Source organism: Acidovorax sp. GW460-11-11-14-LB4, from assembly GCF_059423685.1.
In genome coordinates this window covers 128,847-147,309 of record NZ_JBWKYJ010000004.1, presented here as the reverse complement: position 1 = coordinate 147,309, position 18,463 = coordinate 128,847, and the positions used below count along the sequence as shown (strand labels likewise).

The following is an 18,463-nucleotide window of genomic DNA, read 5'->3' as shown; positions in this document are numbered from 1 at the left end:
CCCCCACTTCGGACTCCCCGCCCTCCACCCCGATCACCCGCTTTCACCGCACGCGCCTGATGCAGATCTGGCGCTCGGCAGGCTGGCCGTGCAAGGATGGTCTGGAGATCGACCTGCTGGCTGCGGGCCTCATCAGTCTGCACATTGCGGCCGATGGTTGCGAAACCCTGCGCCTCACCGACGAAGGCATCCGCACGCTGGCGCAGGCCCGCCAGCGTGGCGTGCGGGCGCTGAGCCTGCACGACCGGCTGGGGCAGAAGTTTGCAGCGCAGTTGCTGGCTTCGGGGCGCATCGTGTGGACAGAGCTTTCATTGCGCGCGGTGATCGACAGCGTGCCGGTGGGGGATGGGGTGCCGCCTGCGGCCACAGCTGGTGCGCCCGCCAACACCACACCCGCGATGGCTCCGCTGTGGGCCGAGGGTGACCACGCCCCCGCAGCCCGCGCCGCCGCCAACGTGTGGCGCATGGCACGGCCCGATCTTTTTTCGGTGCGCAACACCTCCGTGCCCGCCTACCTGCAGCCCATGGTGCATGAGGTGAAGGCGAGCCGGGCCGACCTGCTGTCGGACCTGCGGCACGACGCCAAACGGCAGGCCTACCAGTGGCTGTGCGAGGAGTGCTATTACGTCTTCCCGGCCGGCATTGCCGAGCCAGATGAGATCCCCGAGCACTTCGGCATCTGGGTGCTGCATGGCAGTGTGGAGGATGGGCGCTTTGAGCTGCTGCGCCCCGCACGGCACAACCGCTGCACCCTGCCCTTTTCTGTGTGGATGGCGCTGTGCAAGGCCACGCCGCTGCGCAGCGATGACGATATGGCCCAGACCCATTTGGGCGAGCCTGCTCCGCCCGCCACTGACACCCCGACCACCCCGCCATGACCTATACCGTGGCGGTGCGCGAGCTGTGCGAGTTCACCGCCAAGCAGGGCGACCTGGACCTGCGCTTCACGCCTGCGCCCACCGCGCTGGAGGGCATGGCGGGCCATACGGTGGCAGCGTCGCGCCGGGGTGCAGGCTACCGCGCCGAGGTGGCACTGAGCGGCAGTTACCAAAGCCTGCGCGTGCGCGGCCGGGCCGATGGCTACGACCCCGCGCAGCAGCGCATCGACGAGGTCAAGACCTTCAAAGGGCGGCTGGACCGCCAACCCGCATCGCACCGCCACCTGCACTGGGCGCAGGCCAAGGTGTATGGCTGGCTGCTGTGCGAGCAGGAGCAGCTGGCGCACATCGACGTGGCCCTGGTGTATCTGGACGTGGGCACGCAGCAGGAGACGGTGTTCACCGAACGCTGCAACGCCGACGACCTGCGCCAGCACTTCGAGGCCCAGTGCCAGCGCTTCATTGCCTGGGCCGAACAGCAGCTGGCCCACCGTGCCGCACGCGATGCGGCACTGATCACCTTGGCGTTTCCCTTTGGCGACTTTCGCACCGGCCAGCGCCCGCTGGCCGAGGCCGTGTACAAGGCGGCAGTGGCGGGCCGCTGCCTGCTGGCCCAGGCGCCCACGGGCATTGGCAAGACCATGGGCACGCTGTTCCCGCTGCTCAAGGCAGCACCGGCCCAGCGCATCGACAAAGTGTTCTTTCTGGCCGCCAAAACCTCGGGGCGGCAGATGGCGCTGGATGCGCTGGCGCGCCTGGCCGACAGCGCGCCGGCGCTGCCCCTGCGTGTGCTGGAGCTGGTGGCGCGCGACAAGGCCTGCGAGCACCCCGACAAGGCCTGCCACGGCGAATCCTGCCCGCTGGCCCGGGGCTTTTACGACCGGCTGCCTGCCGCCCGCGCTGCCGCCGTGGCCCCCGCCAGCGCAGGCAACCCCGCGCCCGTCCTGCAACAAGCCCGTGTGCGCGACGTGGCCCTGCAGCATGACGTCTGCCCCTACTACCTGAGCCAAGAGCTGGCCCGCTGGGCCGATGTGGTGGTGGGCGACTACAACTACTACTTTGACCTGGGCGGGCTGCTGCACGGCCTCGCCCAGGCCAACCAGTGGTGCACGGCGCTGCTGGTGGACGAGGCCCACAACCTGGTGGAGCGCGGCCGCAAGATGTTCACGGCCGAGCTTCACCCCGCCGCCCTGGCCCAGGCCCGCAGCAGCCCCACCGCTGCGGAGCACGCGCCGGTGAAGAAGGCGCTGGACAAGGTGCGCCGCGCCTGGGTGGCGCTGGACAAGGCGCACCCGGCCCCGTACACGGTGCTCGAGACCTTCCCCGACAAGCTGCTGGCCTCGCTGCAGCAGTGCACCACCACGCTCACCGAACACTTCACCGACCACCCCACAGAACCCGACAGCGCGCTGCAGACCTTCTATTTCGACGCCCTGCACCTGCAGCGCATGGCCGACTTGCTCGATGCGCATTCGATGATGGACATCACCCAGGCTTCTGCCGCCCGCCACCAGCGGGCCTTCAAACCTGGCGATTCCGTGGTTTGCATCCGCAACGTGGTGCCCGCGCCCTTTCTGCAACCCCGCCTTGCAGCTGCACACACCAGCACCTTGTTCTCGGCCACGCTGCAGCCCGCGCGCTACTACGCCGACCTCCTGGGCCTTCCCGACGACCATGTGTGGGTGGACGTGGAATCGCCCTTTGCCGCGCACCAGCTGCAGGTGCAGGTGGCGCGCCACATCTCCACGCGCTACCCGCACCGCGTGGCATCGCTGGCACCGATTGCGGCGCTGATGGCGCAGCATTTTCGCGAGCGGCCCGGCAACTACCTGGCGTTTTTCAGCAGCTATGACTACCTGCAGCAGGCTGCCGCATTGTTTGCGCAGCAACACCCCGACGTGCCGCACTGGTGCCAGTCGCGCCGCATGCTGGAAGGCGAGCAGCGGGATTTTCTGGCGCGCTTTACCGACAGCAGTCAGGGCATTGCCTTTGCTGTGCTGGGTGGCGCGTTTGCCGAGGGCATCGACCTGCCGGGCAAGCGGTTGATTGGCGCCTTTCTGGCCACGCTGGGCCTGCCGCAGGTCAACCCCGTCAACGAACAGATCCGCGAGCGCATGCAGGCGCTGTTTGGCGCGGGCTACGACTACACCTACCTCTACCCCGGCCTGCAAAAGGTGGTGCAGGCCGCAGGCCGCGTGATCCGCACGCCCAGCGACGAGGGCGTGGTGCACCTGATGGACGACCGGTTTGCGCAGGCCCAGGTGCGTGCGCTGCTGCCTGCATGGTGGCAGGTGGACTGAGAGGCTGAGCCGCAAAAAAAAGGCCGGTCACCCGTTGGGGACCAGCCTTGCAAAGGCCGCCAAAGCGGCACACAGAGAGTCAATCGTCAGGAGGCAACAGGCTCCGCCACCGCCAGTTCCTTGGCCTTGCCACGCTGGCGGAAGAACGACACCGTCTGCCACAGGATGAACGCAGCGATCAGGCTGATCAGCGTGCCGCTGATGGGGCGGTTGATGAACACCTCAAAGCTACCGCGCGACAGCAGCATGGAGCGGCGGAAGTTCTCTTCGAGCATGGGGCCCAGGATGAAGCCCAGCATCAGCGGCGAGGGGTCCATCTCCAGCCGCATGAACAGGTAGCCCAGCGCACCAAACGCTACGGTGATGAACACGTCGTCCAGGTTGTTGTTGATGCTGTAGGTGCCAATGCAGCAGAAGAACAAGATCGCGGGGAACAACACGTTGTACGGAATCTTGAACACCGACAGCCAGTAGCGCACCAGCGGCACGTTCAACACCAGCAGGAAGCAGTTGCCGATCCACATGCTGGCGACCAGACCCCAGAAGAGTTCGGGGTGGCCGGCAATCATGTTGGGGCCGGGCTGGATGCCCTTGATGATGAACGCAGCCATCATCAGCGCCATCACGGCGTTCTCGGGGATACCGATGCTCATCAGCGGGATGAAGCTGGTGCGTGCAGCCGCTTCGTCCGCTGCAGCCTGGCCGGCCACGCCTTCGATGCAGCCGGTGCCGATTTCGTGGCGGTACTTGCTGACCTTCTTGTCCAGCGCATAGGCCGCAAACTGGGCGATCACGGGGCCGCCGCCGGGCAGGATGCCCAGGATAGAGCCCACCACACTGCCACGCAGCGCGCTGGGGATGATGCGCTTGAACTCGGGCCAGGTGGGCATGAGCTTGATCTTGCCGTTGAAGGGCGAGCGCTCTTCACGCGAGTCGAGGTTCTTGGCGATTTCGGCAATGCCGAAGCAGCCCAGCGCAATGCTCACAATGCCCACGCCGTCGGCCAGGAACGGGGCATCCCAGGTAAAGCGGGCCAGGCCGCTGTTCACGTCGGTACCGATGGAGCCCAGCAAGACGCCCACCAGACACATGGCCAGGCCATTGAGCAGGCTGCCGGTGGTCACGAAGCTCACGCACACAAAACCCACCAGCATCAGCGCGCAGTAGTCGGCAGGGCCAAACAAAAAGGCCACCTCGCCCAGGCTGGGCGCCAGGAACGCCAGCACCACAATGGCCACCGTGCCCCCGATGAAGCTGGAGAACCCGGCGGTGAACAGGGCCAGCCCCGTTTTCCCTTTCAGCGTCATCGCATACCCGTCGATACACGCCACGATACTGCTCGCATGCGGGATCTTCATGGTGATGGCGCTCACGCTGTCGCCGTACTGCGCACCGTAGTAAATACCGGCCAGCATGATGAGTGCGCCGGTGGTGTCGATGGAATAGGTCAGTGGCAGCAGCAGGCTGATGGTGGCCAGCGGGCCCAGGCCCGGCAGCAAGCCCACCAGGGTGCCCACCGTGCAGCCCAGGGCGCAGAACATCAGGTTCTGCAGCGTCAGCGCGTGGCTGAAGCCAAACGCGAGGTTGTTCAAGACTTCCATGGCGGCGACCTCAGTACAGCGGCAGGCTCACGCCCAGCAGCTTTTGGAATGCAAACGCGATGCCGACCAGCACCGCAGCGATCTTCAGGTTGCGCTTCCACGAGTACGACGTACCCGCAAACCCCGAGCAGAACACCAGAAACACTATGCCCGCGATCATGTTCACAAAGTGCGACAGCGCCGCAAAGCCGCACAGGCTGCCCAGAATGATGGCGATGTTGCGCACCTGGAAGTCCATGGGCACCGGTGCCACCAGGCGCGCGCGCACCACCGTGATGACCCCGATCACAAACAGCATGCAGCTGACGATGAACGGGAACATGCCCGGCCCTGCGCGGCCGAGCGTCCCCAGCGAATAGCTCATGGACGGCAGGCCAAAGCCCAGCGCCAAAGCCATGAGGGCAAAGCCTCTGAGTAGATTGCGGTTGATCATGTAAAGGTTGTCTCCTGATAGGCTGGACGACCCCATCCGGCGGTGCAAACGGCGCGCAGGGCTGGGGTATGCTGACGGGCAGACTATCTCCATCGAACCTGATCGCAGGCTGATCTTGGCCATGCGTAATTTCACGTAGAACCCCGACCTCCATGCGCCTCCTCCTGGTGGAAGACGACCCGGTGCTCAGCCGCACCATGGCCCAGGGCCTCGAAAACGCGGGCCACCGTGTCGAGCTGGCCCATACCGTCGAAGAAGCCCAGCACTGGTGGGCCGTACAGGCTTTCGACGCTGTGCTGCTGGACCTGAACCTGCCCCACGCTGCCCACGCGCGCAGCGGCCTGGGCAGCGGCCTCACCGCCCTGCGCAGCGCCCGTGCGCGCGGCGACCGCACCCCCGTGCTGGTGCTCAGTGCCCGCGACAGCACCGAGGAGCGCATTGCCGGGCTGGACGCCGGCGCCGACGACTATCTGGGCAAGCCCTATGAACTCAAAGAGGTGGAAGCGCGCCTGCGCGCGCTGCTGCGGCGCGCCAGCGGCACCGCCGACATCGTCAGCGTGGGCCAGCTGGTGCTGGACCGCCAGGCGCGCCGCGTCAGCGTGGCCGGGCAACCGCTGGAGCTGCCCGCGCGCGAGTTCGATTTGCTGTGGGAGCTGATGACCCCGCCCGGCCGTGTGCTGAGCAAGGGCGACTTGTCCTCGCGCCTGTCGGACGGCAGTGAGGTGGTGGGCGAAAACGCGCTGGAGGCCTCTTTCTCCCGCCTGCGGCGCAAGATTGCGGGCAGCGGCGCGGCGATTCGCACGCTGCGCGGGCTGGGTTACGTGCTAGAGGATGACATTGGCCAGTCCTGAACCCGGCCCCGCACCGCTGCACCAGCAGCCGCCCGACCTGCGCCAGCGCATAGGTCGGCGCGTGCTGCTGTCACTGGTGCTGATCTGGGGGCTGGGCAGCACGGTGGTGCTGGGCGTGGGCAACCACTTTGTGGCCGAGGCATTTGACCGAGCGTTGCTCGATGACGCACACGCCGTGGCCGCCCATGTCCGCGGCGGCCAGCCAACAGATCCTGCGCGCGACCCTTTGCGGCTGGACCTCACGCCGCGCGAGGTGGGGCTGCTGCGTTTTGACCAGAGCGAAACCGTATGGTTTGCGGTGTACGCGCCCGATGGCAGCTTCATCGCTGGCGACCCCCACTTGGCGCCGGGTGTGGTGGCGGCGGGCAGCAGCCACGCCTTTTCGCAGCTTTCGCAAGACGGGCGCGAGCTGCGGCGCGCCACCTTGCAGATTGCGGGGCCGCCCTCTTTCACCGTCGTCATGGCGCAGACGACCGCCGAGCGCACGCAGCTGCTGCGCAGGCTGCTGGTGTACTCGGGCCTGGCCCAGCTGTGGCTGCTGGTAGTGCTGGGGTCGTGGCTGCTGCGTGGCATCGAGCGCGACCTGCATCCGCTGGGTGCACTGCAGGACGCCATGGACCAGCGCGACGCTGCCGACCTGCAACCTCTGCCGCCCGCGCTGACGCAACAGGCAAGCACCAGCGACGTGCAACGCCTGGGCGTGGCCCTGGACGGCTTGCTGGCGCGGGTGAAGCAAAGCCTGCATGCGCAGCGCGAATTTGCGGGCAACGTGGCGCACGAGCTGCGCACACCGCTCGCAGGCATTCGCGCCCAGGCCGCCCACGCGCTGGCCCACAACGACCCGGCCGTCTGGCGCAGCGAAATCGAGGGCATCGCCCAAGCCGAACAGCGCGCCAGCCGCACCGTGGACCAGCTGCTGGCCCTGGCCCGTGCGGCCGAGGGTGGCATCGCGCTGACCTTGCAGCCCTTGGCCTTGCACACGCTGGTGCGCGACGTGCTGCTGCGCTACCTGCCACGCGCCGACGCCCTGGGGGTGGACCTGGGCGCCGAGGGGCTGGACCAGGCCGTGGTGGTGCGGGGCAACACGGCGCTGGTCGAAGGCATCCTGAACAACCTGCTGGACAACGCACTGCGCTACGGGCGCGGCACGCCACCCCGCATCACCGTGGCGCTGCACACCGAGCCCGGCTTTGGTGTGCTGCGCGTGACCGACAACGGCCCCGGCGTGGACGCCACGCTGGCGCAGCAGCTGCAACAGCGCTGGGCGCAGGGCGACCAGGGCCAGCGCCTGGGCCAGGGTGCAGGGCTGGGCCTGGCCATCGTGGCGCGGTATGTGCAGCTGATGGAAGGACGGCTGGAACTGGCGGCAGCCCGCGACACAACCGACGGATCTGGCCTGGCGGCCAGCGTGTGGCTGCCGTTGGCGCCCAATGCGCCTGCCCCCTCCGGCACACTCCCCACATCCCCATGACGAGCCTGCCCGACCCAGCACTGACCGAGGCAGAGCAAGCGGCCTTCCTGCAGTCCATCGCCCGCGTGCGCAGCGCGGCCGGGCAGGCCTTGCGGGCGGTTCAGGCCCACGCCATGCAGGGCGCAGCAGCCCATGGCACCGACACCAACGCCGCCACCCAGGCCGCCGAAGCCACCGAGCCCGCAGCCCAGGCCGCCGTCGATTTCATCGCACAACTGCACAAGGGCCTGGATACCGTGGCAGAACAAGCCCGCGCCACCGGCCCCCGGCCAGCGTGCCAGGCGGGCTGCGCCCACTGCTGCCACCTGCGCGTGGAGGCGACGGAGCCCGAAGTGCTGCACATCGCCCAGCACCTGCGCACGCTGCCCGGCGCGGACCAGGCCACAACCCTGCTGCGCCTGCAGCAGCACGTGGCGGCGGCAAGCGCGGGCAGCGCACGCCAGCCCTGCAGCTTCCTCGTCAATGATCGGTGTGCCATCTACAGCGTGCGCCCTGCCGCCTGCCGCAAAGCGCATTCCTTGTCGGCTGCGCACTGTGCAGAGCAATCGCCCACCATCCCGCAAAACCTGCGCCTGCTGGTGGACGCCGAAGCGCTGATGGCCGGCACCGCCCTGGCCTACCGCGACCAGCCCTTGCCCGCGAGCGCCCACGAACTCAACGCCGCCGTACTGGCAGCTCTGGACGGTACACCGCTCCACGCACCCAGCGCCCTGCTGCGCTGGTACCGGGGTGACGAAGGCGCGCTGGCCCTGCCCACCACATTGCCGTGAAAGCCCACGCGCCTTGATGTCCATCAAGACCCACCGCAACCAGCCGCCCACAATGCAGCCAGCCCCGCAGCCGCCTGGCCGTGCGGCCGAACTTCTCGACGCCCCCCGCCTCACGCCTGATGACCCAGCCCACCCTCCGCTCCTGCGCCTCCCTCCACCTGGCAGCCGCTGCCGCCATGGTGGCGGGCCTGGCAGGCTGCAGCAAGCCCGAAGCCACCGGCCCCGCCACCACCAGCTTCGATGCCATCACCACCGCGTGCACCCAATTCCTGGCCGCACGGCAACCCCATGTACTGCCTGGCACCGCGGGCGACTGGACCCTGACCGGCTACAGCCCTGCCCTGGTCCAGCCCGAAGTAACGCGCACCGAATCCACCGTGACACCCTACGTAGGCAAGCTCGTCATCAAGGACAACGAGGCCCAGGCCCACGCACCCACCGAAGCCGCCGCCCAGGCCATCACCCTCACCCCCGCGCACCTGCTGTCCAACCGCACGCACACCTTCATCTACAGTTTTGACGGCACCCAGTGGCGCTGGCAGAACGGCCAGCGGCTGACCAAGATACCGGGGCAGAACGACCGGCTGGAGGCCGTGACGCTGGCGGATGTCTCAGCAGCAGGGCCCAGGGGGTTTGCAGGGTGCTTGCCGCGTTGATTCGGATCAACACGCTCTCTTTTTGATAGCTACCACCGCATGATTCACTGGCGCTTCCGGCTGTTTTTGATCAAATCCCGCATCAAAACAGCCCAGCGCCGCCCACCTCCGCCTCGTGCAGCCTGGTGCCGCACGCTAGCCCTGAGGGCCGTCGTGCAGCCACGCCATTCACACCGTTCATTCCAGGTCGGCATCCAGCCGGGCTATCAGGCCCTGGGCGTTCAGGGTGATATCGAGGTTGCCGATCTCGTGACCAAAATCCCCCGTGAAGTCCACCCGCACCCTCGCGCGCTGCGGCCCCAGGCGTTGCATCGACAGGAACCGGGTCACCGTCTGGTAGCGGACGAAGTACTGTTCGACATAGCGGCGTATTCCGGCATGGCCATCAAAACGGTGGCCCGCGGAGGGGTCGTCGATCACGGCATCGTGTGCAAAAAGGGCGAGCACCCGCTCCACCGCAAAGGCGTTGGTGGCCGCGATCAGCGCATCCGCCACGTGGCGCAGGTGTTCGTGCGTGGGGGCCATCGCACCATGCCGCAGGCCTGCTGCGTCGTCCCTGCTGGCTGGCCCGCTGGCGCTTGCTGCCAAAGGTTGACCCGGCTGGCTCATGGCAGCACGCTCACCACCACCTTGCCACGGGCGCGGCCGCTGGCGACCAGGGCTTGCGCCGCTTCGGCCGTGTCCAGCGTGAAGCTGGTCGGGTCGAGCAATGGCTCTAGTTGCCCTGCTTCCGCGAGCAAGGTGGCCTGCTCCATGATCTCGCCGTGGTGTTCACGAAACTCCCCCGTGAGGATGGGAAGCAGCGTGAACACCCCAGAGAAAGTGGCACCCCGGAACGACAGCGGCGCCAGCTTGTGGGTGCCCCAGCCCAGCGAAGTCACCACGTGGCCTGAGTAGCGGCGGACCGCCACAAACGACGCGTCCAGCACTGGCCCACCCACGGTGTCGTAAACGATATCGAAGCCCTGGCCGTCGGTGAACGCGTGAACATAGGCCTCGACCGAGGTCGTTTCATGGTCGATAGGCGTCGCGCCCAGGGACCGGATGTAACCAGCCTGCGCCGCGGTGCCCGTGGCAAACACCTCGGCACCCCGCGCACGGGCCAGCTGCACGGCCACGTGGCCCACGCCGCCGGCGCCGCCGTGCACCAGCACCTTGTGCCCGCTGCGCACGTTGGCGCGGTCCACCAGGCCCTCCCAGGCGGTGATGAAGACCAGCGGCAAGGCCGCTGCCTGGCGCATGGTCAGCCGGCCTGGCTTGTGGGCCAGCAGCCGGGCATCCACCGCAGCGTATTGCGCCAGGCTGCCTTGGAGGCCGCCAATGCCGCCGGTAAAGCCATACACCGCATCCCCCACCTTGAAGCGAGAGACGCCCTGCCCCACCTCCTCCACCACGCCCGCGAGGTCCATGCCCAAAACGGCGGGCAGCGGTTGCTGGGCGTGCTCGGCGGCGCCGGCGCGGATCTTGGTGTCCAGCGGGTTCACGCCGCTGGCGTGGATGCGGACCAGCACCTGGCCTGCGTCGGGCTGTGGCCGGGGCAGCCAGGTGGGGGTCAATGCGCCGTTGGGGGCGGCGAGCACCAGGGCCTGCATGGTGGGGGCGGTAGAGGTGGACATGGCGTTTTCCTTCGTGGGGTTGAACAGTGCCGCCAGTTTTCACCTTTCTCTTTTGAATGAAAATCCACAAGATTGAAACCTTTCCATTCACTTTTGTATGATGCAGCCGATGAACTGGGATGACGTACAGGTGTTCTTGGCCATTGCCCGGCACGGCACGCTGGGTGCCGCAGGCCGCGCCCTCCAACAAAGCCAGCCCACCATGGGCCGCAGGCTGAAGGCGCTGGAGCTTTCTCTGGGCCACACCCTGTTCCAGCGGACCTCCGAGGGTTTCGTCCTGACCGACGAAGGAGCCGCCGTGCTGCGCCACGCCGAGGGCATGGAAGCGCAGGCGCTATCGTTCTCCCGCCAACTGGACGGCGCAGACCAGCAGCTGGAAGGCGCGCTGCGGGTATCGACCTCTGACTGGTTTGGACTGCATGTGCTGGCGCCGCTGTGCGCCGCGTTCACCAACCACCACCCCCGCGTCAGCATCGAACTCCTGACCGATGCGCGCCTCTTCAGTCTGGCGCGCCGCGAGGCGGACCTGGTGGCACGCATCGTTCCTTTTGACGAGCCCGATGTCATACAGCGCAGGCTCATGCATGTGCCCTACGCGCTGTACCAGCAGCGGGGTGCAGACATGCCACAAGACGGCGCGGACGTTCGCCTCATCACCATGGACCTGGGTTTCAGCGAGATGCCCGACGCGGCCTGGCTGCGGGAGGCTTTTCCTTCGGCGCGCATCGCTTTTCGCAGCAACAACCGGCACGTGCAGGCCGTGGCCTGCGCATCCGGAGCGGGCCTGGCCGTGCTGCCCTGCCCGTTGGGTGACTCACACCCCGGCCTGCAAAAGCTGGACAGTAACCCGGCACCACCAGGGCGCGACGTGTGGCTGGGCTACCACCGGGACCTGCGCAGGGTGCCTCGGCTGCGCGCGCTGGTGGAGATGCTGATGCAAGCGCTGAGCCCTGCCCAGAGCGATGCAGGCGACCAGGGCGGCTGACAAAACGCCGGGAGCGCCTTCGCAGCGCTTGGCTGATGGCGGTCAGCGACCCAGCCCCGCCCCAACGGCCAGCACATGCTCGATGAAGCTGTGACACGGGTGGCTCTGGTGCGCCAGCACATCTGCCTTGACCAAAACGCCCAACGGCCCTACCGCCTGTGACTTCCACGGCAACACCGCCAGCTCCCCACGCTGAACCAGCGGCCGCAGCAGGCTGGCGGGCGCACAAGCCAGCATGTCGCTGTCGGCCAGCATGGCGTACATGATCTCCGTGGATCGGCTCGACACGCGGCACAGCTCGGGCACGCCACCCAGTTCATCGAAGAGGCTCTCCACCTGCTGGGGGCCCAGCCCGGTCAGGGGTGGGGCCAGCCAGCGCTGCGCCAGCAGCTCTGCGGCGGTGACGGTGGCCTGCCGGGTCAGAGGATGCTCCGGGCGACAGGCCACCACAAACCCATCCTGCAGCGCGGCGCAAAACGCGAACCCTTGCGGCAGCGGGGTCGGTTCGCGGCAGATGGCCAGGTCCAGCGTCCCCTCCTGGATGCTCTCCAGCAAATTGTCGATCGTGACCTCGTGGACATCGATGGCCGCATCCGGGTGTGCGGCAACGTAGGTCGGGATGGCCACCGTGAGCAGGCCGTTGATGCCCGCCGCAATGCTGCCAATGCGGATCAGCGCGGACGCTGCGCCCTGCTGCAACAGCGCAGCATTGCCTGCGGCGGCCTGGAGCGGAACCAGCGATGCGCGCAACAGCGGCAGGACCGCCTCTCCCAGGCGCGTCAAGCGCATGCCCTTGGAGTGCCGCTCGAACAGAGGGCCGCCCAGAGAGCTTTCCAGCTCGACCAGCGCATGGGTCGCGGCGGGCTGGCTCAGGCCAATGGAGGAAGCAGCCCGGTGCAGGCTTTGCAGGTCGGCGATTGCAATGGCCAGCTGCAGGTGCTTGAGGCGCACCCGCCCCAGGATGCGGTTGAACAGGACGGAAGGCGTCAAATCCGGCATGACTTATTCAAAAAATGAATTCACTTGAAAAAGAAGCATTGGCCTTGCGGAGCCTGCTGTGGAACGATCGCGCGCTGGCAAGGGGCAAACCCACGCCAGATGCATTCAATTAACGAATCTTATTCCCGCACCAGCCTGCCGCTGAATGCGAGAGATCTCAGGAGACAAACCACCATGCCATCACCTCAGCGCCAGCCCCTGCGCACGATCACCTTGCGCCCCACCCATTTCCTGCTCGCTCCGGTCGTGGGCGCACTCCTGGCCATGGGCCAGGCACAGGCCGCAGACACCCTGGACACCGCCTGCAAGACCACCGCCGAATGCCAGGCACAGGTCGCCAAGATCCAGGGTCTGGTCAAGGGGGACGCCACCAGCGCCTTGTCCAAGTCGCAGGACACCTTCTACTGGTTTGGCCGCATCAACATGGCATCGACCGTGGTCAACGTGGAGCAAGGCATCATCCCCAAAGCCCAGGCAGGCCGCATTGCGCGGGGCGTGGAGTTGTCGATCACGCAGGCGACGGCCCCGGGTGGCAAGCGCCCCACCGATGTGCTGCAGGTCGAGAAGATCATCACGGACGCCGTGGGCCCCGAGGCCACGCTGATCCACACCGGACGCAGTCGCCAGGACATCCACTCCACCCTGAACGCCGCGCAGTTGCGCCTGGAGATGCTGGACTTTGCCGATGCCCTGGACCAGGTGCGCGCACGGCTCATCACCATCGCACAGGCGCACACCGCCACCTACGTGCCCGCCTACACCAATGGCGTGCAGGCCATGCCCATCAGCTATGGGCACTACCTCATGGCGTTTGCCGATTCGTTCGCCCGCGACTCGGCACGCATCCGCGAGGCCTATGCCCGCATCAACCTCAGCCCCATGGGCACGGCGGTGCTGGCCAACTCCAGCTGGGGCATCAACCGGGAGCGCCTGGCGCAACTGCTGGGGTTTGACGGGCTCATCGTCAACTCGCTGGATGCGGGGCAGATCAGCACGTATGACATCCCGATCGAGGCCACGTCCATCGCCAGCTCCACCGCCATCCGCGTGGGCGCTTTCATGCAGGATGTGCACACTCAGTACCACCAGACTCGGCCATGGCTGCTGCTGGCCAGCGGCAAGACGTACACCAGCAGCGCCATGCCGCAAAAGGCGAACCCGGGCATCATCCAGAACACCCGCGCCAAGGCCAGCGATGTGGTGGCGTCGGCCCAGGCATCGCTGTGGCGCGCCCATAACGTCACGCCCGGCATGATCGACTACAAGAACACCTGGAGCCCCGGTAGCGCCAAGACTTTTGTCCAGGGCGTGGAGATGCTGCAGCAGTTGGCCGATGTGCTGGACTCGCTGCGCATCGACCCGGCCCGCGCGCTGGACGAACTGGAATCCGAATGGACCACGTCGATGGAGCTGGCCGAAACCCTGCAGCGCACCCATGCCATTCCGTTCCGGGTGGGCCACCACTTTGCGTCGGACGTGGTGGTGTATGCCAAGGAACGCAACATCCGGCCCAAGGACTTTCCGTACGCCGAAGCCGTGCGCATCTACCGCGAAGCGGGCAAAAAGTACGACATCAAGGACCAGCGCCTGCCGCTCACGGAGAAGGAATTCCGCCGCGCCCTGTCCCCCGCCGAGATGGTGCAGACCCGCACCGGCACAGGCGGCCCCCAGCCCCAGGAGGTCGCGCGCATGGTGGCCGCTGCGAAGGACACGCTGGCCAAGGACCGCGCCTGGTCGGGTGAAGCCCGGCAGCGCCTGCTGGCCGCCGAGGCGGCGCTGAACGCGGCGTTTGAGGGCGTGAAGTCGCTGCCCTGAGCATGCGGGGCACCAAGCTGACCCCACTCAGCGGACCAACGCGGGCTGCGGGGTACCGGGACCACCGCCACGGCGTTGGGCCAGCGCAATGAGGATGTGAATCCCGGCAGCCAGTGCCACGAGCACCACGGCACCTACCCCCCACAGCGCCCAGGCCAGGAACGTCACCGCGCCTGCCAGAGCTGGCACCGCCTCCAGCACGGCCTGCACGATGGGGCCCGCGGAGGAGACCAAAGCCTCCCAATGCCCCATCAGCTCGGGAGGCATCCAGGCCTTGAGCCAGGCGGGCAACAAGATTACATCCGCCACCGTGCTGCCCCCTGCCAAGGCGCCCGCACTGGACACCACCCACACGGTGACTGCATGCAGAGCCCAGCACGCCAGCGACCACAGGACCAGCAAGGCCAATGAAAGAAACCAGTTGATTGCGTAGAACATGCGAAACCTCCTTGAGTTGCACAAATGGCAAGCGATGAGTATGGGCAAACCGGCGTGACATAGACACCAGCCCAGGCCGCACCTAGCATTCGGTTTTCTCGAACCTGAGGCCACGCATGCTGAACTACCGCCACTTGTACTACTTCTGGATGGTTGCCAAGGAAGGCGGCTTTGCCCGGGCCGCAGACCGGCTGGAGATGGCAGTGCAGACCATCAGCGCCCAGGTGCGGGACCTGGAAAAGTCGCTGGGCCACCAGCTCCTCAAGCCCTCGGGGCGCGGTGTGGCGCTGACCGAAGCTGGGCAAGCCGCGTTCAGCCGGGCCGAAGAGATTTTTCAACTGGGCCAGTACATTGAAGAAGAGGTGCGTGAGGCCGCCACGGCCCGCGTGGCGCGGTTGTCGGTGGGGCTGTCGGACGGCATCTCCAAACTGGCGGCCCATGCGCTGCTGGAGCCGGTGCTGGCAACACCCCATCTGCGGCTGGTGTGCCACGAGGGAGAGTCAGACGAGCTGCTCTCCGAGCTGGCCCTGCATCAGCTGGACGTGGTGCTGGCCGGGCAGGCTGCGCCGCGCATCCCCCAGCAACGCCTGACCAGCGAACGCATCGCGCGCTCGCCGCTGCAGTGGTACGGACCGGCGTCGCTGGTCAAGAAGGCGGCGCGCGACCGCTTTCCCCAATCACTGCAAGATTTGCCGGTGCTGCTGCCCACACACCACGCGCCGTTGCGTGCTACGCTGGATGCGTGGTTTCAAGACCTGGGTCTGCAACCACGCGTGGTGGGTGAGTTTGAGGACAGCGCCTTGCTGGCCGTGTTTGCAGCGCGGGGGCTAGGGGTATTTCCGGTGAGTCGGTTAGGTGCGCAAGATGTGGGGCTGGTGCGTGGGCTGCGCCTGCTGGGCGAATGCCCGCAGCTCTTTGAGGAAGTCCACGCCATCTGGTCGCGCCGGGGGCAGCACCACCCTCTGGTGCGGCAGTTGGTGGATGCTTCCGCCGGGCTGGGCACAGCCTAGCGGGCTTCCCACGCAACCAGCATCCCCCTTGTTGATGCTTGGACTTGCAGCCGCAGCCGCGTCAGACAGCATGCGCCAGCTCGTAGCGGCCGAGCTCAGTGGGCATGAAGCCCGTTTGCCAATACTGGCGCGCTGCATTCATCAACCACCACTCACTCTGCGCCAGATGACTGTCAGCCGTAGCGGCTGCGTAAGCGAACTCCAGGGCCTTGCGCCGCAGGTCGGGGTCGGTCACCTCAGCGAGCAACAAGGTCAGCGTGAGGCCATCAATGCTGGCGGTCAAAACGCGCTGTCCATGCATACCCATCCACAGGTCTTCGCACAGGCCGTGCAACACCTTGGCAAAGCCGCCGTGCGGCAAGCCCAGGTCCTGCTCTATGTGAAGCCCATGCAAGGCATCCAGCTCGGACCGGCTGACATGGCCATCCGATATCAACAGCAAGGCGATGACTCGGGCTACCGCTTCGGGGCTATTGCGGGGATAGCTACGCATTTCTGATTTCCTTGATATGGGGTACGTGCAATGACAAAGGTGACAAGCAAGCAATGGCTTACCCAGCGCGCCGCCCTAGCGGCGATAGCGTGAACGCGGCTGCCAGCCGTCGTGGTATTGGGCTTGCACCCGCAGCGGCACTTTGACCGGCACGCGCCGCAGCACGGGTGCCCGAGCCACGGCAACAAGGGAGAGCCAACGCACAAGGCGATGACGCAGGGAGAAAATGAGCGAAGAGATTCCAGACCAGGGTTTCACGGACGGCTCCTTTGAGGCGGAAAACTGCGAACAGGAAGAAGCCTTGAATGTGTGCCCCCCCACCCGCTGAAAAGAAGCAGGTTTTCTCTGACATACACATCTAGAAAACCGATTTGAATCATCGGCAGCGAAATCGCAGCCAAAGCACAGAGTTTTCAGAGATTCAACGAAGAAATTTCCTGCTGGTTGGCCGCCAAGCTGCGGGCTACGGTGTCATCCTCAACTCAGGAGATCGCAAATGCAGATTCTTTTCAGAACACGCCACCCCGAAGCCGCACTGATGCGCGATGCCGTGGAGCGTCGCGTTCGCTTTGCCTTTCGGCGGCTCAACGCTCTGGTGCCACGCGCTGAAATCAAGCTGGATGACATCAACGGCCCCCGGGGCGGCCCCGACAAGCGTTGCCAGATCGCCCTGCGCACCGACGGAGCTGGGGCGGTCGTGGTGTCTTCGGTGGCCAAAGACTGGCGCTGCGCACTCGACGAAGCACTGGCCAGCGCCGCCCGCCTTCTTCTGCGTACCTGGCGGCGCAGCTCGACACCCCGCAGGCAACGGCGGGGCGATGGAGCAGTAGATGCCTAAGGACAAGGCAGCGCGACTGCACACCTCCAATAAAGCGACCTGGCTGCGACGCCCGACATGGCGGTTGAAGGCATGTGCAGGCTCATGCCCTCATGCCGTCATCACTGCGGTGGACACGGGGATGTGCGGCTGCCCTGCCCCCGGGCCTACCCAACCCGGGCGCATCAAGAGCCCTACGAGGCTCCTCCATCCACGCTTGCGGAATGCACAACCGCCTGCTCCACAACGTCCCTTGTCAGCGTGGGCACAAAGCTCTGAATGAAGCTGTAGGCATACCCGCGCAGCCAGGCACCTCGCCGCAGACCTAGCCGGGTGAGGTTGACCTCGAACAGATGGCCCGCGTCGATGAGCCGCAGGTGGCGGTCGCGCTCTTCATCGACCGCGATGGACGCGACGATGCCCACGCCCATGCCCAGCTCCACGTAGGTCTTGATCACGTCGGCGTCCATGGCGGTGAGCACGATGTCGGGCGCAATGCCTTCGCGCGCAAAGGCCTCGTCGATGTGGGCACGACCGGTGTAGCCCAGCTCGTAGGTGATGATGGGGTATTGCGCCAATTGCTCCAGCGTTACGGGGCCGGGCAGGTCCAGCAGGCGGTGGCCCGGGGGCACCACGATGCTGTGCGTCCAGCGGTAGCACGGCAGGGTGACCAGGGCGTCGTAGCCGGCCAGCGCCTCGGTGGCCACGCCGATGTCGGCCTCGCCGGACAACAGCATCTCTGCCACCTGGCGGGGCGAGCCCTGGTGCAGGTGCAGCGACACCTGCGGGAACAACGCCCGAAAGTCGCGAACCACCTGGGGCAGGGCATAACGCGCCTGCGAGTGCGTGGCCGCCACCGACAGACGCCCCTGCGCGCTGTCGCTGAAGTCCTGGCCGGCACGCCTGAGGTTGTCGGCCTCCAGCAGCAGGCGCTCGACTGTGGGCAACAGCACTTCGCCAGGCGGTGTCAGGCCCGTGAGGCGCTTGCCCGCCCGCACAAAAATCTCCACGCCCAGCTCTTCCTCCAGCTCGCGGATCTGGCGGCTCACCCCGGGCTGCGAGGTGTGCAGGATGTGTGCCACTTCGGTCAGGTTGAAGCCCCGCCGCACGGTTTCGCGCACAGAGCGCAGTTGCTGAAAGTTCATGGATAAAAGCCGGTCTCACAATGTCGATGTGACTGCCACCGCGCGGGACCGTGTTGGCGACGGCCCCATGCGTTCCGTAACCAGACAGCCCGTAGCGCAGGGGCCTGTAAATACTATGTTTTTGATAGCATCAAGCGCATATTCCACTAGCGCATCAGTCACTTTTCTTTGGTTTTTTGCCCGTA

At 66.5% G+C, this 18,463-nt stretch carries 18 protein-coding genes; 10 read left to right on the top strand and 8 right to left on the bottom strand.

The genetic code is table 11. The annotated features are described in order from the left end of the window. Window positions 1-59: 59 nt before the first annotated feature. Together AC07X4_RS03785 and AC07X4_RS03780 are read left to right on the top strand one after the other, a co-directional pair. Window positions 60-878 (top strand): hypothetical protein, encoded by an 819-nt coding sequence (locus AC07X4_RS03785; protein WP_494739278.1) that lies wholly within the window; start codon window positions 60-62, stop codon window positions 876-878. Then, entirely contained in the window at window positions 875-3,178 is a 2,304-nt protein-coding gene (locus AC07X4_RS03780; protein WP_494739276.1) for an ATP-dependent DNA helicase, read from the top strand. The genes AC07X4_RS03785 and AC07X4_RS03780 overlap by 4 nt, the downstream gene beginning before the upstream one ends. A gap of 86 nt (window positions 3,179-3,264) precedes the next feature. On the opposite strand, the gene AC07X4_RS03775 is transcribed toward AC07X4_RS03780, so the two are convergent. Beyond that, window positions 3,265-4,779 (bottom strand): tripartite tricarboxylate transporter permease, encoded by a 1,515-nt coding sequence (locus AC07X4_RS03775; RefSeq protein ID WP_494739275.1) that lies wholly within the window; start codon window positions 4,777-4,779, stop codon window positions 3,265-3,267. Window positions 4,780-4,789: 10 nt separating this feature from the next. After that, window positions 4,790-5,212, bottom strand: a complete 423-nt coding sequence (locus AC07X4_RS03770) for a tripartite tricarboxylate transporter TctB family protein (protein ID WP_056067517.1) — start codon at window positions 5,210-5,212, stop codon at window positions 4,790-4,792. Window positions 5,213-5,364: 152 nt separating this feature from the next. On the opposite strand from AC07X4_RS03770, the gene AC07X4_RS03765 reads away from it, so the two are divergent. The 4 genes from AC07X4_RS03765 (at window position 5,365) to AC07X4_RS03750 (ending at window position 8,960) form a co-directional block, all read left to right on the top strand. Beyond that, the gene (locus AC07X4_RS03765; RefSeq protein WP_444824468.1) at window positions 5,365-6,063 is read left to right on the top strand and encodes a response regulator transcription factor; all 699 of its coding nucleotides are present in this window, start codon (window positions 5,365-5,367) and stop codon (window positions 6,061-6,063) included. Continuing rightward, complete coding sequence (locus tag AC07X4_RS03760) at window positions 6,044-7,534, top strand: sensor histidine kinase (RefSeq protein ID WP_494739274.1); 1,491 nt, start codon at window positions 6,044-6,046, stop codon at window positions 7,532-7,534. Before AC07X4_RS03765 ends, AC07X4_RS03760 begins: the two co-directional genes overlap by 20 nt. Then, on the top strand, window positions 7,531-8,304 hold the full coding sequence (locus tag AC07X4_RS03755) for a YkgJ family cysteine cluster protein (RefSeq protein ID WP_494739273.1): 774 nt from the start codon (window positions 7,531-7,533) through the stop codon (window positions 8,302-8,304). The genes AC07X4_RS03760 and AC07X4_RS03755 overlap by 4 nt, the downstream gene beginning before the upstream one ends. A 119-nt stretch (window positions 8,305-8,423) precedes the next feature. Then, the gene (locus AC07X4_RS03750; RefSeq protein ID WP_494739272.1) at window positions 8,424-8,960 is read left to right on the top strand and encodes a hypothetical protein; all 537 of its coding nucleotides are present in this window, start codon (window positions 8,424-8,426) and stop codon (window positions 8,958-8,960) included. Between the two features lie 177 nt (window positions 8,961-9,137). Here AC07X4_RS03750 and AC07X4_RS03745 read toward each other — a convergent pair whose 3' ends face one another. Then, entirely contained in the window at window positions 9,138-9,485 is a 348-nt protein-coding gene (locus tag AC07X4_RS03745; RefSeq protein WP_494739271.1) for a nuclear transport factor 2 family protein, read from the bottom strand. 80 nt (window positions 9,486-9,565) lie between these two features. Continuing rightward, the gene (locus AC07X4_RS03740; RefSeq protein WP_494739270.1) at window positions 9,566-10,576 is read right to left on the bottom strand and encodes a zinc-dependent alcohol dehydrogenase family protein; all 1,011 of its coding nucleotides are present in this window, start codon (window positions 10,574-10,576) and stop codon (window positions 9,566-9,568) included. Between the two features lie 109 nt (window positions 10,577-10,685). On the opposite strand from AC07X4_RS03740, the gene AC07X4_RS03735 reads away from it, so the two are divergent. Beyond that, window positions 10,686-11,561 (top strand): LysR family transcriptional regulator, encoded by an 876-nt coding sequence (locus AC07X4_RS03735; protein ID WP_494739269.1) that lies wholly within the window; start codon window positions 10,686-10,688, stop codon window positions 11,559-11,561. 42 nt (window positions 11,562-11,603) lie between these two features. Here the strand turns inward: AC07X4_RS03735 and AC07X4_RS03730 are convergent, their stop codons facing one another. Beyond that, on the bottom strand, window positions 11,604-12,560 hold the full coding sequence (locus tag AC07X4_RS03730) for a LysR family transcriptional regulator (protein ID WP_494739268.1): 957 nt from the start codon (window positions 12,558-12,560) through the stop codon (window positions 11,604-11,606). 174 nt (window positions 12,561-12,734) lie between these two features. Between AC07X4_RS03730 and AC07X4_RS03725 the strand changes: the two genes are divergently transcribed. Then, complete coding sequence (locus tag AC07X4_RS03725; RefSeq protein ID WP_494739267.1) at window positions 12,735-14,375, top strand: argininosuccinate lyase; 1,641 nt, start codon at window positions 12,735-12,737, stop codon at window positions 14,373-14,375. A 27-nt stretch (window positions 14,376-14,402) separates the two neighbouring features. On the opposite strand, the gene AC07X4_RS03720 is transcribed toward AC07X4_RS03725, so the two are convergent. Next, the gene (locus AC07X4_RS03720; RefSeq protein ID WP_494739266.1) at window positions 14,403-14,813 is read right to left on the bottom strand and encodes a hypothetical protein; all 411 of its coding nucleotides are present in this window, start codon (window positions 14,811-14,813) and stop codon (window positions 14,403-14,405) included. Between the two features lie 116 nt (window positions 14,814-14,929). On the opposite strand from AC07X4_RS03720, the gene AC07X4_RS03715 reads away from it, so the two are divergent. Then, entirely contained in the window at window positions 14,930-15,823 is an 894-nt protein-coding gene (locus AC07X4_RS03715) for a LysR substrate-binding domain-containing protein (protein ID WP_260667081.1), read from the top strand. Window positions 15,824-15,884: 61 nt separating this feature from the next. Here the strand turns inward: AC07X4_RS03715 and AC07X4_RS03710 are convergent, their stop codons facing one another. Then, window positions 15,885-16,316, bottom strand: coding sequence for a tellurite resistance TerB family protein (locus tag AC07X4_RS03710; protein WP_494739265.1), 432 nt, complete (start codon window positions 16,314-16,316; stop codon window positions 15,885-15,887). A 496-nt stretch (window positions 16,317-16,812) separates the two neighbouring features. Between AC07X4_RS03710 and AC07X4_RS03705 the strand changes: the two genes are divergently transcribed. Further along, window positions 16,813-17,154, top strand: coding sequence for an HPF/RaiA family ribosome-associated protein (locus AC07X4_RS03705; RefSeq protein ID WP_494739264.1), 342 nt, complete (start codon window positions 16,813-16,815; stop codon window positions 17,152-17,154). Between the two features lie 173 nt (window positions 17,155-17,327). Here the strand turns inward: AC07X4_RS03705 and AC07X4_RS03700 are convergent, their stop codons facing one another. Then, the gene (locus AC07X4_RS03700; RefSeq protein ID WP_494739263.1) at window positions 17,328-18,278 is read right to left on the bottom strand and encodes a CysB family HTH-type transcriptional regulator; all 951 of its coding nucleotides are present in this window, start codon (window positions 18,276-18,278) and stop codon (window positions 17,328-17,330) included. Window positions 18,279-18,463 lie beyond the last annotated feature (185 nt).